The sequence below is a fragment of the Kitasatospora sp. NPDC029312 genome (assembly GCF_055569215.1).
In genome coordinates this window covers 13,830-28,233 of the sequence record NZ_JBVHXY010000022.1, presented here as the reverse complement: position 1 = coordinate 28,233, position 14,404 = coordinate 13,830, and the positions used below count along the sequence as shown (strand labels likewise).

Genomic DNA, 14,404 nt, shown 5'->3' with positions numbered 1-14,404 from the left:
CCTCCCCTCTTTCGGTTGGTTTGGTTGGCCCTTCGTCCTGCGCGGTCCTTTCCGCCTCCCTCCCCCCCCCCCCCCCCCCCCCCCGCCCCTCCCCCCCCCCCCCCCCCCCCCCCCCCCCCCCCCCCAGGACCAGGAACCAGCGCGCACGGAGCCGCGTCCAACAGCGATCCCCGAGAGCGGCTCGCCATGATGGACGCCCTCATCAGCGATTGGGCATCCGTCAACTCGAACACTTCCACTCCTGCTCTGTCGCTGTGGGCCACGGAAGAAGACGTCGCTGTCGCGGCCGGCATGCTCGGCATGTTCCGCCAGCTCGACCACACCCACGGGGCCCGTCAGCACTGGCGGCAGGTCAGTTCCTACATCGACACCGAACTCGAAGGCCTGCTGCGCCGGCCTGCCGTCGACGAATACGTCGCGCGTCAACGTGCCCAGCTTACGGTTGGGTTCTGCGAGCTGGCCGGATACCAGGCCGTCGACATCGGCAACCCCGACCGGGCTCAGGAGTACTACCAGCGCGCCTTGGCCCTGACGATGGCAACCGGCGACAAGGCGTACGGCGCCTACCTCGTGGCGGTGAACCTCGGGCACCTCGCTCTGCACCGCGGTAACCCAGAAACCGCTCTGCGGTGGGCCTCCTCCGCCCGGGCTGCGGCTGGCACCGCTGCGAGCCCGGCCACGCGGGCGGCCATCACCGCCGTCGTCGCCCGAGCGAACGCCAGAATGCTCAGGGAGAGCGAGGCGACCCGGCTGATTCTCGAAGCCGAGAAGCTCCTCGACGCCGCCAGCGAGGAAGACGAACCTGCCTGGATCCGCTACTTCACCCACGCCTACCTCGCGGACGAGGCCGCGCACTGCCTCCAGGACCTCGGCCGCGCGCCGGACGCCAGAGTCCAGCTTGCCGACGCCCTGGACGGCATCGGCAAGGACAGGGTCCGCCGGCGCGCAATCGACGCGGCTCTGCTCGCCGCGACCTGGCTGCGCAGCGGGGACGTCGACCAGGCGTGCGCGGTCGGTCACGATGCTGTCGGTTATGCCGCCAGGACAGGATCAGGCCGGTGCGTCGAACGGGTGGCCAGCGTCCTGGCGGCCTTGCAGGCGCACGCCGACTACGGCGCAGTCCGAGAGCTCTGCGAGTTTGCGCGGGCTGTGCTCCCGGAGGCCGACAGGCTGGCGGTCATGCTGACAGGCGGCTCATGACGCTCCGATAGAAGTCGAGTTCGGCGCGGAGCGCCCGCTCCCGCGCAGAGGGCGCCGACAGGTAATGGTCGCCGTCCTCCAACAGCAGGCCGGCATGGCCAACGCCGCGGCTGGTCAGCTCCTCGGCGAAGCGCATGGCCTCTTCCGCAGACGTGATCGTGTCGGCCGAGCCGTGGACCACCAGCACAGGGCAGCGGATCCGATCAGGTCTCACCGCACCCGCCGGGGATCGCAGCACAGCTGCGTGCGGACGCTGGAATGCCGGCACGGACAGCTCCCATTGTGCGGGGTCGATGATCGCCGAGATGGCTGTCGCGGCAGTGAACGGGCCCGGACGGCAGGCGGCCCGGAGCGCCGTGTACCCGCCCGCGCTCGCTCCGCCGATGAACACCGCTCCGGGCATCGCTTGGCCAGCCGCCAGGAGATGTTCCGCGACGGCCGCGCAGTCGTCGACGTCGAAGTCACCCCAGTGCCCGTGCAGCGACTGGCGGAAGGCGCGCCCCCAACCGGTGCTGCCTCGGTAGAGGACTTCGGCAACGGCGAAGCCGTGGCTGACGAAGTACTGAACCGACCAGTCCAGTCGAAGCGGTACATCGTCGGTCGGACCTGGGTGCGCCCGCACGAGGAGTGGAGTCGGTTGCGTTTTCCCAGGAGGCAGGTGCAGTAGGTACCGCACCGGGCCGCCAGGACCCGCGATGGTCTCGACCGAGGGAGGCACCGGTGTCCAGGGCGCAGGGAGCTCGGCCGTCCTGCCTGTCGGGAGGGCCAGGGCGTCCGTCCGTGCTGCCAGGTCGACCGACCAGATGGTCGGCGGACTCTCCGCGGTGGAGCCGACCACGGCCAGAAGTCCGTCCTCGATGACGAGGTACGGCTTCACTGACGTGAGATTCGAGCCGACCTGTCGCCGACCGCCCTCGGCGTCGACGACGAGCAACTCGGTGGTGAACCCGTTCATCACCGTCAGCACGACGGTGCCGTCGTTGGCGAACCCGTACGACTCGTAGCCACCCTCCCAGGGTGCCGGCGCACAGTCCGCGTCGACCGGCGCGACCGCCTCCACTACGCCGTCGCGTAGCCGGTACAGGTTCCACCACCCAGTCCGGTCTGAGATGAAGTACAGCAGGCCGTCAGGTCCCCACGACGGCTGCACCACCGACTCACTCGGGCCGCCCGCGACGACCCTGCTTGTCCCGACGCCGTCCGATCGAACGCCGGCCAGTAGCAGGCGCGTGCTGTCCCACGGCATCTGGTCGCGCGGCCACTCAACGTACGCCAGAGTGTCCGCGGTGAGCCGAGGGCTGGCGAGGAAGCCGTGGGAGCGAACCAGCACCCGGGCGTGCCCGGTCCGGGACACGGCGATGATCTCGTCCGCGGTGTCGTTTCCGCGAACCGCGAGCAGACCGCCATCGGGGGCCGGAGTGAGGTCTCCGTACTGCGCGGACCCGACGACCGAGCCGATCCGCTCCGGCGCGCGGCCAGCGGTCTGCCGGAGGAGGGAACCGTCGTCACCGACAAACCAGACGTCCTCCGATGTCACGGCGAAGTCGCCGCCGCCGTAGGCATGAAGCTGACCTCCGACCGAGACCTCGGGGGGCGTCACCGCGACGGCTACACCCGACCAGCTGGCGCGCATGACCCGCCGGCAGCCGCCGTTATCAGGATCGGACTGCAGCCACCACAGTGAGCCTGACGCCGAGCGAAGCTCGTCGAACGCCACTACTTTGCGGGCCACCCACTCGGGCGAGAGCCCGGTGCCGTCGGTCATACGGTCGTGGTCCTCTCAGCGTGCGCTACCAGCTGCCGATAGGCTATCCGCTGACCGGAGAACCACCGAACCCGGCCGTAGATCGAAAAGGCCTTCGAGGCAAACAACGGTGGTTTTCTGCCCTTGCCCGTTCCTCTCACGGCACGACTGGCAGGGACTCCAGTCCTCGCATCAACCGTGTGTGCCGCCAGTGCAGTTCGCTGTGGGGGATGGCGAGGAGGAGCTGCGGAAGCGCGTGATGAGTGCCCGAAGCGCGATCTCACCCTCCGCCCGCGCCAACGGAGCCCCGAGGCATCGGTGAATGCCGTGCCCGAACGCGAGGTGCCCTTTGGTGTCTCGGCCGAGGTCGAGCCGGTCCGGCTCGGGGAAGCGTGCAGGGTCGCGGTTGGCAGCGCCAGGGGTGATCAGCACCGGTCAGCCTGCCGGGATCTCCGCGCCACCGAGGGTGGTCGCTTCGGTGGTGAACCGGAAGGTGGCCGTGCTCAGCGGGGAGTCGAGCCGCAGGAGTTCATCGACGGCCGGCTCGACCAGGCTGGGTGTCTCGCGCAGGTGGTGAAGTGCGTCCGGGGCTTGGAGCAGTGCGAGGAGGCCGTTGCCGATCAGGTGGGTGGTGGTCTCGTGGCCGGCCACCAGCAGGAGCACCGCGAGGGAGACGAGTTCCTCCTCGCTGAGCTTGTCCTGGCCGTCGCGGCGAGGGTGCCTCCGAGGACGACGTGGTAGCCGGCGTCGAGGGCGTAGCGAGTGACAGTCTCGATCAGACCGATGTTTGCAGCCCAGGGCGGTCGCGTTCGCGCCGGACCCTGCGGAGGTTGTCCTGACCGACCAAGGCAAGACCGCGGCCGAACAGTCGGCGGAGCTCAGCTGCTGTGGCCGGCTTCCCCGAAGCGGAGTTGCCACGTAGAACGCTCAGGCGGGTCGCCGGGGGTTCCAGTCCTCGTCTGGGCCACGCCACCGGCGCTCGCCGACATCGCCCACTGAGCGGTCACGTTGTCGAGGGAAGGGCAAGGACCAGTGCCGGCGGGCGCCGGTCATGAGGCTCACTGCCTGACGAGACGCATCCGGAGAGACGACTGGCCGAAGTGATCCTTCGCGTGACCGTCATCACTCGACTTTCGCCGTTCCGACAGATCGGGCCGAGGAGGCGGGCAGGCAGCAGCCCATGCCCGCTGGCAGCGCAGATCTCCTCATCCGCGGGCTTGCCCGGACCTTCCGAGTCCTTGGCAAGTACGACAGCACCGAAGCCACCTTGAAGCCTCTACGCCAAGGCGTTCATGACTCCCCGGCACCCTGGATGTCCCCTGCGCCTCCGGCTGCACACCGGCCCCATCGCCGACCGCAGAATGGACAGGGCCTGCGGGGACTGATCAGAGGCCGTGGAAAGCCACGATGAACCGCAATTGCTTATTTCTCAGTGGAGCCAGGGCCATGATGCGCACGGGAACTTCTTTGGCTCCACCGTGGGGAATACGCATTTTGCGGATATCGCCGTCGGGGTGCTCGTAGAAGTCGTGCCGGTCCCACAGTTCCTGGGCCTCCGGGCAGCCCTCCAGAATATCCTTGACAAGAGACTTCAGCTGATCGTTTTCGGGATACTGGGCGGCGGCCGTCCGGATCTGGGCGAGGAAGGGGTGGGCCCAGGATTCCTTCCAATTGACAAGCTGCTCGCGCGCTTCGGGGAAAAGGAAAGCCCATCTCATGATGTTCGGCTGGTAGACCCAGGGGTACATTTCACGCGACGGGTTGTTGTGTGCAACGACATTCCATGCCAAATCTGAGATGTAGGCAGGGTCTGGCAGCACTTTGTCGAGGAGGCGCTGCATGTCGGCGTCCATAGCGGCCATTGCGTCCGGCTCCGGCCCCCTCGGGGCTGGAGCCCGGCCAGTTGCCTTGTGGTACAGGCCGATCCGTTCCGCGTCGCTCAGGCGGAGAGCGTATGCGAGGCGGTCAAGGAATTGATCGGAGAACTGGGCCGCTTCCCCATTCTCCAGCTTTCCGTACCACTTATCGCTGACGCCAGTCAGTCGAGCCAATTCGCTTTTGGAAAGTTCTCGCTTGCGGCGGGAAGGGCCTCGGTGAAGGCCGGGAATGGCATTGGGATCCATTCTTCGGCGCCACCGCTGCACCATGCTGGCGAGCTCTTCGTCGCGAGCGGCGAGACGCTCGTAGTCGGTGCGCATGGAGCGATTCTATGTCAGCCAGCGAACTGCTCCAGGGCGTCAGCGGTGTGGATCAAGGCCTGTGTGGGAAAGGCCACATCCGAGGCGCCACAGAGGGCTTGCATCGTATCGCGTTGGGGATTTCTCGAAATGATGATGAGTTAGGAGGCGTAAACCACTTACCTGGATCACCTTATGGCATGTCAAGTGCCCACTGTTCAGGTGCAGCTGACCTCGAAGCTTCCAGCGATTGAAATTCTTGATCATTCTTACTCTCTGTACTCAGCGCGGGCAGTTCGGAACTCCGACTTCCGGAACTGCCACTTCCGGAAGTCGGAGTTCTGGAAGTGCGAGTTCCCGTCCCGCCCTGGCATCGTGAGCACGTCGGGGGGCTGTAAGACGAGTTCGGCGATCTGCGCCACAGGTAAGGAGTTCCCCCATGTCCCGTTCGGCTCTGGTGGTAGGCGGAAGCCGCGGCATCGGCCTGGCCGTCGCCCGGAAGCTTGCTACGGACGGACACCATGTGGCGGTCACGTCCCGCAGTGGGCAGGCGGTGGAGGGCCTCCTGGCAGTGCAGTGCGACGTGACCTCACCGGAGTCGGTTGACCGGGCCTTTGCACAGGTTGAGGACCAGCACGGGCCGGTGGAGATCCTTGTCGTCAACGCCGGTATCACCCGGGACACCCTGCTGCTGCGGATGGCCGAAGAGGACTTCGATGCGACGCTGCAGACGAACCTCGTGGGTGCCTACCGGGCGGCAAAGCGGGCCTCGCGAGGGATGCTCCGCGGCAAGTACGGCCGACTGGTGTTCATCTCCAGTGCCGTCGCCATGACCGGTGAGACCGGGCAGGCGAACTACGCCGCGTCCAAGGCCGGTCTGATCGGGTTCGCCCGTTCCTTGGCTCGCGAACTAGGGCCGCGTGGCATCACCAGCAACGTCGTTTCCCCGGGCCTGACGGAGACGGACATGACCGCGGCCTTGACTCCGGAACAGCGCGAGACGCTCGTCCAGCGCGTTCCGCTTGGACGCATGGCCCGTCCCGAGGAGATCGCAGCCGCGGTCGCATTCGCCGCAAGCGACGCCGCCGGATACCTGACGGGTGCAGTCATTCCCGTCGACGGCGGCGCCGGAATGGGCCACTGACCCTGCCATAGACGTCATCGGTCCTGGGCGTGCGAGGGGACGTCCAGGACCGACTCGACAACCTGCGCGCTGGGGCGACCACCTTCGTCCTGCAACGACGCGGTGATCACTTTGCCGCGCCCCAAGCGTCCCCCGGCGGCTGGCAGGACCCGCTGGCAAGCATTGCACCTTGACCGACCGACCCCCATGAGGACCCGGTGTCTACCCTCCAACAATCGGCGCCTCAGCCGCCGGACGGCCAATCGTCGAGCCCGCCAGTAGCGGGCACCAGAGATGGCAGGGTCTTCTGTGCGCAACAAGCCTTGCGGTTGCTGGGGAGCTGGCCGGCATGCTGACGACGATGCGCCGGCTTCGCCGAGAGTGCGAAAGAAAGCTGGCAGACCTGCCGCTGCCGGAGCCGTTCACTATCGAGGGGCTCGTGGCCAACATGGAGGCGGTCACCAGTCGCACCATCACGATGGTGCCGCTTGATAGTCGCAGCTGCGATCTGCGCACGGCTTGCGGCCTACGCATACGAACGGACGAGTTCTCCCTGATTCTCTACCGCCCGCGCCCCACGCAGAACCAGACCAACCACGTGAAATTGCACGAGCTGGTGCACGAGTGGTTCGATCATGGCACCAGTCTCGGCGGGGAAGAACTGCGGCAGCTCGTCCCCGCGTACGTCCGTGAGGGGCTGGTCGAGCGGATGGGCAGTGGGGGCGTCGTCCAAGGCCGCGCACGCTATGACACTCGCGAGGAGAGGGAAGCGGAGTTGTCCGCCTCGTTGATCAAGCGCATCGTTCGGCGCCAGTTCCCCGCCGGGTCTGGGGGCGACATGGTCAGCCTCCTGGAGTCCACCCTGTCCCACCCCGTGGCCGCGCCTCGGCGCGGCCGAAAGTAAGAAGGAAGATCGTCCGTGCTAGCTTTCTCGGCTTATGCCGCCGCGACCACAATGACCGCTGTCGCGGTCTGGCGGCTGCCGGCCGTCCTCTACGGGGATGCGCACCGGCGCGCTCTCTGGGGCTGCTACATGGGGTTCGCTGCGGCGCTCTGGCTCAAGAGCCCCGGCGTAATCCGTTTGATGAACCACCAGCCAATCGTCGACCTGTCGGTCCTGCTCAAGCACTACGTGTCCACGGGAGCGATCCTGGCGATCCTCACGTACGTTGTTGCGAGCTACGGCAAGACCGACCAGGAAGTCATCCCCCGACACGTGGCCGTGGCGCGTTGGATCGAACGGGTCGCCTGGAAGGCTGCGATCGGGCAGCTGGCGCTGATGACGGTGCTCTTCTTCAGCGTGGTCAACCGTGGCCGGCCGAGCGTGGACTTCGTCCCCGACCACGCGGGGCAGTGGGGCGCGACCCTGTACGAGACGATCTTCTACGTCTATCTGGGTGCCTCATCTGCCGTCACCTGCTACCAGTGGTCCAGCGCAATGCGCCGAGCCGAGACCCGCCTGCTTCGTACTGGACTGGGCCTGATGGCCCTCTCCATGGCCATCGGCGTGGCGTACGTCCTGATCCGAACGACGTTCATGTGGATCACCATCATCGAGCCGCTCGACCCTGGCTTCGACCACAGGCTCGGCGTCTACACCGAGTACATGCAGATCCTGCTCTTCCTGATCTTCGCTGCCGGGGTGAGCATCCCGACCACCAACGCCGCCGTTTCGCGGTGGAGGTCCTGGCGAGCCCTGTGGCACCTCTACCCATTGTGGCACGACCTGGTCAGCGCATTCCCCGGCATCCCGTTCCAGCGCCCGGTGAGCCGCTGGCGCGAGGTCCTTCGCGCCGACCCGCCGATGGACGTGCGGCTGGACCGGTGGACCCAGGACATCGCGGACGTGGTCGAGCTACTGCGCCACCACACTTCGCCTGTCCTGCTCCCCGTGATCGAAGCGGCCGTGGACGGGAGCACCGATCCGCAAGCGGCAGCCGAGGCGATGTGGATCAAGGCGGCGCTGCTGAACGCCCGAGAGGGCCGACGCAGCGCCTCGGCGGCGCCCGCGCTGCCCAGCAAGCCGATCGCGGACCCGAACGCGGAGGTGTCCTGGCTGCTGCGCGTCGAGGAGGCGTACGCCACGGCGACCGAGCTCCAGATCCGGGAGCTGCTTGAGACCGCCGAGGCGGAAGAACAGGCCATGGCCGTAGAGGAGTTGGCCCTGTGAGCGCCACCGTTGCCCGAACCGTCACCGACGTCCTGCAGCCGCGCAACGTCCTTTTGACAGGGCTGACGGGTCTGGGCGCTGCTGCCGCCGGCAACTGGACAGGCATCGGCTGGGGCCTGTTGGCGGCACTGTGCGCCGGCATCATCCCGGCGACCTACATCGAGTGGGAGCGTAAGCGGGGGACCTGGGGCGACCGGCACGTGGTCGACCGCACCAAGAGAGCGCCCATCTTCGGCGTCATCCTCGGCTCGATCGGCGTCGGTTCCCTCGTGATGGTCCTCGGCCACGCTCCGCACGACATCCTCGTCGCCATGATCGCCCTATGGGCGATGACCGTGGCTCTGCTCGCCGTCAACACGGCCTGGAAGATCTCCGTGGACAGTGCGGTCGCCAGCGCGGTGGTCACCATGCTGGCCGTGGTCCACTCACCCTGGTGGATCGCCGCGTCTCCGCTGGTCGTTGCCGTTTGCTGGTCGCGGGTGACACTGAAGTACCACACCGTCGCGCAGACCGTGGCGGGCGCCGCGCTCGGCGCCGCGACCGCCACAGCCTGGCTCTGGTGAAGAACTGACCGAAGCGGGCCCTCGCCTCAGCGGCGGGGGTCCGCGTTCTTCTGTACCTCCGCCACGATCGCGCTGATCTTGGCAAGCATCGCCGGGTCGAGGCCACCCTGGCCGCCGCGGGCTGCCAGGGCGAAGTCGTCGGCGCTTCCGCGAAGGGCCAGCAGGCGGATGGCGTCCGCGACTTGGCGCTCCAACTGCTCGTCGCTCTGGAAATAGAGCGGGGTGACCCCGAAGAACTCGGCCAAGCCTTCCAGGACGACGCCGGCCGCAAGCCCGGCAAGTACCTCGGAGGGTGGGGGCGTACCCGTACGCAGCGCTTTCACGGCGCTGGCGGAGATGACGTCAACGCCGGCGTGACCGTTGACGGCCGCCGCGATCTCGGCATCAGTCGGCTGGCCGCTTGGGAAGGTCGTCTCCAGCAGGTACGTGAGCTTCTCAGCGAGAGTCCGCGGAGCCGGCGGCGCGCCGACCGGGGCTTCAGAAATGACGCCGAACGATCGGTCCTGCGCTGCCAGGAGCTGCTTCTCAGTGACGCCGTAGGCCTCGGCGAGGCGCGGGACGTAGGAGTCGGCGAGTCGCCGCACCCCCCGCTCCGCGTTGCTGACCGGGATATGCGACTTGGCGCCGATCAGCTCGCCGGTCCTCTTCTGCGGGTAGCCGGCATCGCACCGCAAGTCGGCAAGATCTGGCTCACCGTCGCGCGGGAACAGCGTGTTCAGCGGCTCGCCGAGCGCCCGCGCGATGGCGGGCAGCCGCTCCGGCTCGGGAAACGTGGTCCCGCTCTCCCACTTCGCGACCGTGGGCTGCTCTACCCCCACACCCTCAGCGCGTCCCAGGGCCTCCTGAGAGAGTTCGCGGGCTCTGCGGGCGCGGCGGACTTCCTGTCCGTCGAAGCGGCGAGCGGGCATCCGGATACTCCTGGTGGCGGCTGGCGATTATCAATTCTGGGAAACGACCCGACCATCAGCTTGATAGCTGTAGGCATGTAGCATACTGTGCGCTATCGGAGTGCTGTTTGTCTTACCTGCAGGCAGCGCATCCTCGCCCCAATCAACCCTCGCCGGGCCTCTGGGTCCGGCTGGCTGGACCTGGCCTGGAGATTCCACGACGGGTCCGTTGTCGCCGGCAATTGGAGACGCAGGTGAGTTCGGCACCGCAGCCTGTCGCCAGGCAGCCCCGTCATGATTCTCGATACCGGAGTATCGCACACCCTTCGATAGCGCAAGGTATGAAGCTCGGTTGGGTATCGGAGGGCGTCCGGCCGGCGTCGGATCGATCCATCCCGCGAATCGAGCGCTACCACCGCTCGGGCGCGGGAGATCCGCGACAGCTGCCCAGCGGCCGGCCGGGAGTGCGCCTCAGGGAGCTGCATGTGGAAAAGCCTTCTGTGACCTGCGAGTTAAGGGGTGGATGTGTGACCCCTGGTCGCCCTATGGTTCTGGTCCCGCCGCGATAGCGGGCAGGCCGGAAGGGACGGCGGATGCCGTAGGCCACGGCCAGAAATGAGACCGGCGTCCTGGAGCTACCAACTCCTGGACGCCGGGCCAGCGCCGCAAAGGCGCCGATTCACAACCACGCGGGCGGCGGGACTTCTTTTGCACGAGAGACCGCCGCACGCGCTCCTACGAACCACGGAGTATCGCATGCCCGCCCTGCCCAGGGAAACCCGTTTCGCGGCGCCCAGCCCGAGCCAGCAGCGGCTCGGAGCACAGCTTGCGGACATGATCCCCGGAGCGGTCACCATCCGCGTCAGCCTCACTGACCCCAACCGCCAGTGGCCCCACCCCTACACGGTGGCGATCGACGAACACGGCGAGCAGCTCGCGCTGAGCCGCAACACCACCAAGGTCGCCGCCCGCTGGGTGCTGCGGACCTGGCCCGAGGCAGACTGGACGTGCCCGCACAGCCTCGACCTCACCACCGGGCAGCTCGCCCTCGCCACGGTCCGGGGCCGCTGACATGGCGCGCATTCGCTCCGTCAAGCCCGAGACCTGGGTGAGCGAGACGCTCGCCGAGGTGTCCATACCGGCGATGCTCACCTTCCTCGGCATGACCAACCACGCCGACGACCACGGCCGCCACCGCGACAACGCGGCGGTCGTCTACGGCCTCATCTGGCCGATGCGCGAGGAGATCACCCGAGCCGACGTCGAGGGCCACCTCCAGCAGCTCGCCGGTGTCGGTGCGATCTGCCGGTACACCGGGTGCGACGGCCGCCGGTACTTCCACTACCCGACCTGGCGCAACCACCAGAAGATCGACAAGCCGAGTCTCTCCCGGCTGCCCGCCTGCCCGCACTGCGAGCCGGAGCGGTGCGGCGTCTGCAAGGGCTCCTGCATCCAGCGGGCCGCCCTCGCCGACACCCCGGGAACCGCAGCCGAGGACGCCGAGAGTGCTCCTCGAGTGTTCGCCGAAACCTCGGCGAACACTCCAGTAGCCCTCGACCAGCAGCGCGAGCCCTTTCCGACGGCTCCGGCGCAGACGGCTCCCGACGCCGTCGAAACGGTGGATCCGGCGATTGACGCCGACCGCGAGCCGGTTCCGTCTCCTCGAAAATCCGCAGGTCAAACCGCATTCGCCGAAGGCTCTCGGAACGCTCGCCGAAGCCTCCCGGAGCTCTCGGCGCCTGGATCTAGGATCTTGGATCCTGGATCTTCTTTCCCTACGGGGCGCCGGGCGCCCGACGCGGACACCGTCTCGGCCAACCAGCTGATCGGCGAGTACGTCGCCACGTGCAGCCAGCGCCCGCCGGGCAGCGTGCTGAGTCACCTCGGCAAGGTCGTCAAGACACTGCTGGACGAGGGCATCGCGGCCGAGCACGTCCGCGCCGGGATGCTGCGCTTCGCCGAGATCCAGGGCCACCCCTCCCGGCTGCCGAGCCTGGTCAACGACGCCATGAACGCACGAGGCGCCGGTTTGGCGCGGCCGGGATTCCGGCCTAACGTGCCCGCCCACCAGGCGTGGACCAACCCGGTCGACGCCGTCGCCGCCTACGCCGAGGAGCTGTGATGCGCACCCACCGCGACCCGCAGACCCTCGCCGACGCCCCCTCGGTGCTCGACCGGATGGCCCGCATCCTCGCCACCCGGGGCATCACCCAGGCCACGGTCGACGCCCTCCCGGACGAGACGAAGCCGTACTCTCCGGAGGACGCGCTGTCCGCCGGGATGCCTCCGCGCTACCGCGACGCGCTCGCCACGCAGCCGCAGGTCCTGGCCTGGGCGCGGCAGGTCGGGGACCAGGCCGTCGCCCCGAGCCTTGGCGCCCGCCGCCAAGTCGCCACCGGCCCCAGCCTGCTGATGGCCGGGGTCGTCGGCGCTGGCAAGACCTACGAGGCGTACGGCGCCGTCCGCGCCCTGATACAGGCTGGCATCGGCGTGCGCTGGCGCGCCACCACCGCCGCCGACCTCTACGCGGAGCTCCGGCCGAGCTCGGACACCGACGCCGAGCGGGCACTCACCGCCTACAGCCGGGTGCCGCTGCTGCTCCTCGACGACCTCGGCGCCGCCAAGAGTTCCGAGTTCGTCGAGGAGCAGACCTACCGGCTCATCAACCGCCGCTACAACCACATGCTCCCGACCCTGATCACCACCAACCTGCCGATCAAGGACCTGCGTACCTGCCTCGGTGACCGCGTCACCTCCCGGCTTGCCCAGATGACCACCCGGGTTGCCTTCGAGCCGGTCGACCGCAGACGCCTCCAGCGCGCCGCCTGAGTCGCCGCCGCGCCCGGCCGCCCCACGGCGAACCGCCTGACCTTCACCGACCCAGCGCCCTCTCCGCCGACGCCGACCTCGCGCGCGGAGAGCGATCGGAGCAACCCCGCATGACCGTCACGACCCGTCCCGGCCGCCACCGCGCCCTCGGTGACCACACCTGGCAGGACCAGGCCGTCTGCACCCCGACCGAGTACAACCCTGTCGACCCGGAGACCTTCTTCCCCGGGCCGGAGGACACCGACAAGATCGCCACCGCCAAGGCCCTGTGCGCCCAGTGCCCCGTAGCCCGCGCCTGCCTGGACGCCGCCCTCGAAACCGGCGACACCCACGGCATCCGAGGCGGCTTCACCGAGGAGGAACGCGAACCCCTGCACGCCAAGATCAACGACCGCCTCGACTACAGCCGTGTCAACGCCACCCTCGCCGGACGCGACATCCACATCACGAAGGCGGAGCGCCGCGCCGTCGTCCTCGCCGGATACCGCCAGGACGTCCCCGTCGAACGCCTCGCCTGGCTCCTCAAGATCACCCCCGAGCACGCCCTCAAGCTCTACCGCGAAACCCGCCGCGTGATCCGCCACCGGCAGATCGCCCAAGACGTCGCCAGCACCGCCACGACCGGCGGTACCGCGGACCAGCTGAACCGGGACGATTTCGGGACGGCCGCATGAGCACCACCACCGCGACCATCCCCGCCGCCGTCCACGTCACCGGCTGGGACCGAGCCGTCGTCATCGCCCTCGGCACCGCCGGCTGCGCGCTCTCCTACGACGCGCTGCAGCAGATGGCCATCGCCATCCACGTGAGGGGCTTCCTCACCTACGTCTTCCCGGTCATCGTCGACGGCTTCATCGCCTACGGGGTGCGCGCCCTGCTCGTCCTGCGCACCGCACCACTGCGCGCCCGCGCCTACGTGTGGACGCTTTTCGGCGCGGCCACCGGGACGAGCCTGTGGGCCAACGCCCTGCACGCCGTCCGGCTGAACGAGCAGAACACCGCCGCGGGCCTTCGGCTGGGCGACACCGTGGTCGCGGTGCTGTCCACCATCGCCCCGCTCGCCCTGGCCGGTGCCGTCCACCTCTACATCCTCATCGCCCGCGGACCGGTCAGCCCCGACCGGGGCGGTCACAGCGACCGACTGGCCGAGGCCGACCCCGGCCAGGTCACCCCTGACTGCGGCCAGGTCACTACCGAGGAGGCCACACTGCCCGAGCAGCCGGTCGCGCTGACCGCCAGCCGGGACAGCGCCGGTCACCCCGCCTCCGGTCAGCCGGTCAGCCGCCCGGTCGCCGCTCCGACCCCGAAGCCGCAGCCGACCTCGGTCAGTGCGGTCAGCCTGACCAAGCCTTCCGACCTGGGCGGTCATCCGGACACCGTCCGGGCGGTCACTGGCCGACCGGCCGACCGGCCGCTAATCACCGCCCCGCAGGTCAGCCTCGTCGAGGCCACCGGTCAGCCGGTCACGGCCCCGGTCACCGCTGCGCCGGTCACTGACCTGGACGGTGACCGCCGTCCTGACGTGGACACCGAGGACCTGCTGAAGATCGCCCGGCAGGCGGTCAGGAAGGAAGACAAATTGACCCGCCGGGTGGTCGCCGAGGCGATCCGGGGTCAGCAAATACCGCTGTCCAGCGCGACCCTGACCCACCTGATGGCACAGCTGCGCGAACAGCACGGTCAGCCGGTCACCGCCGACCGGAACTGACCG

13 protein-coding genes and 2 pseudogenes are annotated in these 14,404 nt (G+C 68.5%); 10 read left to right on the top strand and 5 right to left on the bottom strand.

The features are described from left to right. The first annotated feature begins 186 nt into the window (after nt 1-186). A complete protein-coding gene (locus ACZ4WV_RS19355; protein ID WP_465748210.1) occupies nt 187-1,200 on the top strand; it encodes a hypothetical protein in 1,014 nt (337 codons plus the stop codon). Here ACZ4WV_RS19355 and ACZ4WV_RS19350 read toward each other — a convergent pair. From ACZ4WV_RS19350 to ACZ4WV_RS19335, 4 genes and pseudogenes are all read right to left on the bottom strand, one after another. Beyond that, nucleotides 1,178-2,965: a S9 family peptidase gene (locus tag ACZ4WV_RS19350; RefSeq protein ID WP_465748208.1), complete on the bottom strand. Its 1,788-nt coding sequence runs from the start codon at nt 2,963-2,965 to the stop codon at nt 1,178-1,180. The genes ACZ4WV_RS19355 and ACZ4WV_RS19350 overlap by 23 nt on opposite strands. Before the next feature lie 136 nt (nt 2,966-3,101). Next, nucleotides 3,102-3,655, bottom strand: a pseudogene (locus ACZ4WV_RS19345) (cytochrome P450); the annotation flags it as partial. After that, a pseudogene (locus ACZ4WV_RS19340) lies at nt 3,652-3,896 on the bottom strand (P-loop NTPase family protein); the annotation flags it as partial. The pseudogenes ACZ4WV_RS19340 and ACZ4WV_RS19345, both read right to left, overlap by 4 nt. A gap of 433 nt (nt 3,897-4,329) precedes the next feature. Continuing rightward, on the bottom strand, nt 4,330-5,142 hold the full coding sequence (locus tag ACZ4WV_RS19335) for a helix-turn-helix transcriptional regulator (RefSeq protein WP_465748206.1): 813 nt from the start codon (nt 5,140-5,142) through the stop codon (nt 4,330-4,332). Nucleotides 5,143-5,560: 418 nt separating this feature from the next. Between ACZ4WV_RS19335 and fabG the strand changes: the two genes are divergently transcribed. From fabG to ACZ4WV_RS19315, 4 genes are all read left to right on the top strand, one after another. Then, on the top strand, nt 5,561-6,265 hold the full coding sequence (gene fabG, locus ACZ4WV_RS19330; protein WP_465748204.1) for a 3-oxoacyl-ACP reductase FabG: 705 nt from the start codon (nt 5,561-5,563) through the stop codon (nt 6,263-6,265). Nucleotides 6,266-6,593: 328 nt separating this feature from the next. After that, entirely contained in the window at nt 6,594-7,148 is a 555-nt protein-coding gene (locus ACZ4WV_RS19325) for a hypothetical protein (RefSeq protein WP_465748202.1), read from the top strand. A 15-nt stretch (nt 7,149-7,163) separates the two neighbouring features. After that, entirely contained in the window at nt 7,164-8,414 is a 1,251-nt protein-coding gene (locus tag ACZ4WV_RS19320) for an MAB_1171c family putative transporter (RefSeq protein WP_465748200.1), read from the top strand. Further along, nucleotides 8,411-8,977 (top strand): hypothetical protein, encoded by a 567-nt coding sequence (locus ACZ4WV_RS19315; protein ID WP_465748198.1) that lies wholly within the window; start codon nt 8,411-8,413, stop codon nt 8,975-8,977. Before ACZ4WV_RS19320 ends, ACZ4WV_RS19315 begins: the two co-directional genes overlap by 4 nt. Nucleotides 8,978-9,003: 26 nt before the next feature. Here ACZ4WV_RS19315 and ACZ4WV_RS19310 read toward each other — a convergent pair whose 3' ends face one another. Further along, a complete protein-coding gene (locus ACZ4WV_RS19310) occupies nt 9,004-9,885 on the bottom strand; it encodes a helix-turn-helix domain-containing protein (protein ID WP_465748196.1) in 882 nt (293 codons plus the stop codon). Between the two features lie 813 nt (nt 9,886-10,698). Between ACZ4WV_RS19310 and ACZ4WV_RS19305 the strand changes: the two genes are divergently transcribed. The 5 genes from ACZ4WV_RS19305 (at nt 10,699) to ACZ4WV_RS19285 (ending at nt 14,401) form a co-directional block, all read left to right on the top strand. Further along, the gene (locus tag ACZ4WV_RS19305; protein ID WP_465748194.1) at nt 10,699-10,935 is read left to right on the top strand and encodes a transcriptional regulator; all 237 of its coding nucleotides are present in this window, start codon (nt 10,699-10,701) and stop codon (nt 10,933-10,935) included. 1 nt (nt 10,936) lies between these two features. Next, on the top strand, nt 10,937-11,986 hold the full coding sequence (locus ACZ4WV_RS19300; protein ID WP_465748192.1) for a hypothetical protein: 1,050 nt from the start codon (nt 10,937-10,939) through the stop codon (nt 11,984-11,986). After that, on the top strand, nt 11,986-12,693 hold the full coding sequence (locus ACZ4WV_RS19295) for an ATP-binding protein (RefSeq protein ID WP_465748190.1): 708 nt from the start codon (nt 11,986-11,988) through the stop codon (nt 12,691-12,693). Before ACZ4WV_RS19300 ends, ACZ4WV_RS19295 begins: the two co-directional genes overlap by 1 nt. A 110-nt stretch (nt 12,694-12,803) precedes the next feature. Further along, nucleotides 12,804-13,367, top strand: coding sequence for a WhiB family transcriptional regulator (locus ACZ4WV_RS19290; RefSeq protein ID WP_465748188.1), 564 nt, complete (start codon nt 12,804-12,806; stop codon nt 13,365-13,367). Beyond that, nucleotides 13,364-14,401: a DUF2637 domain-containing protein gene (locus ACZ4WV_RS19285; RefSeq protein WP_465748186.1), complete on the top strand. Its 1,038-nt coding sequence runs from the start codon at nt 13,364-13,366 to the stop codon at nt 14,399-14,401. Before ACZ4WV_RS19290 ends, ACZ4WV_RS19285 begins: the two co-directional genes overlap by 4 nt. Nucleotides 14,402-14,404: the final 3 nt, after the last annotated feature.